The organism is Streptomyces calidiresistens (assembly GCF_014141525.1).
Taxonomy (GTDB): Bacteria; Actinomycetota; Actinomycetes; order Streptomycetales; family Streptomycetaceae; genus Streptomyces; species Streptomyces calidiresistens.
Window position 1 is genome coordinate 1 of the sequence record NZ_VKHS01001088.1, and the last position, 1,443, is coordinate 1,443.

The 1,443-nt window shown below is 78.4% G+C and carries 1 protein-coding gene; it reads left to right on the forward strand.

The annotated features are described in order from the left end of the window. Positions 1 to 1,406 (forward strand): tetratricopeptide repeat protein (locus FOE67_RS25605; protein WP_182667197.1); only part of this gene is annotated, 1,406 nt, incomplete at its 5' end. Positions 1,407 to 1,443: the final 37 nt, after the last annotated feature.

Sequence of the window (1,443 nt, forward strand, 5' to 3'; positions counted from 1 at the left end):
CCCACACCCCCGCCTCCGCCGCCGCGCTCCTGGACTGCCCGCCCGGTGAGGCCGCCGCCGCCCTGGAGCACCTGCGCTCCACCGGGCTCCTGGTGCCCGCCGGCCCCGGCCGCTACGCGATCCAGGGCGAGCTGCGCGAGGCCGCGGCCAAGAGCGGGTTCGCGCCGGGGGGCGTTCCCGGCCCCCGGCCGGCCGGCGACGCCGGGGCGGGAGCCGGGCGGCCCGGAACGGGGCCCCCTGCCGCCGCGGATCCCGACGGGGCCCTTCCCGCCCCCCACGGGGAGCCGGCCGGACCCACCCACCGGGCCCCTCTGGCGGGCCTCGCCCAGTGGTACCTCGGCTCCCTGTACCGGGTGAACCTGCCGCTCGCCCTGCCGGCCGTGGTGCGCAACCGCTACCACGCCGGGGTGGACCGCTTCCCCCGCGGGCGGCTGTTCACCAGCCCCTCGGAGTCCCTGCCCTGGGCGGACGGGGAGTTGGAGGGGGTGCTGGCCCTGGCCGGTCAACTGGCCTCCCCCGCCTTCGACACCGGGGACGAGCTCGCCGGCCGTCCCCTCTCCGGCTTCGCGGCCGAGGCGGCCCGGGCGCTGGAGACCTACTTCGGCATCCGCTTCGCCTGGCGGGCGCAGCGCCGGCTCAACGGCCTGGCCCTCATGGTCGCCGAACGCACCGGCGACGAGCACTCCCGGGCCGCCGCCCTGGTGCAGTTGGGCAAGGTGCACGGCCGGCGCGGGGAGGGTGATCGCGGGGTGGAACTGCTGACCCGGGGGATCGACCGCCTCCGCGCGCTGGGGGAGGACCTGGAGGCGGTGGCGGCGACCAGCGCCCTGGTGGCCTGCCTGGCGATGTCCGGCCGGGTCGAACTCGCCGTCCGGGTCGGTGAGCGGGCCCTGGAGGAGGCGACCCGCCCGGGCCTGGAGGCGCTGCGCACGATGGTGCTCAACAACCTCGGTCGCTGCCGGATGTTGCTCGGCGAGTGGGATGAGGCGCACCGCCTGCTGAGCGAGAGCTACGCCGGCGCCCGTCTGCCGCACGGCCGGACCACCGCGGCGGGCGCCCTGGCCGGCTACCACCTGCGGGTGGGGGAGTACGCCGAGGCGGCGCGGTGGGCCGAGCGGGCCCTCGCGCACAGTGCCGAGCAGCCCTTCGACCCGGTGGTGGTGGCCGAGCAGCGCCACTCCCTGGCGGCGGCGTTGCGCGGCATGGGGGAGACGCGGCGGGCCCGGATCGAGGAGACGCAGGCGGAGGCTCTGCTGGCCGACCTCAACCGGCGCGAGGACACCGATGTGCGCCTCCCCGCGAGCCCCGGAGCGTGCGTGGAGCACGGGAGCCGGGAGCGGTCGGGGGGCGACGGCAGGGGGACCCCCGGCACTCCCGGGTGCGGCAGCGGTCTCGACGGCATGTGAGGGCGGGTCGGCCCCCGCCCCCGGAAGCCGGCGGCCC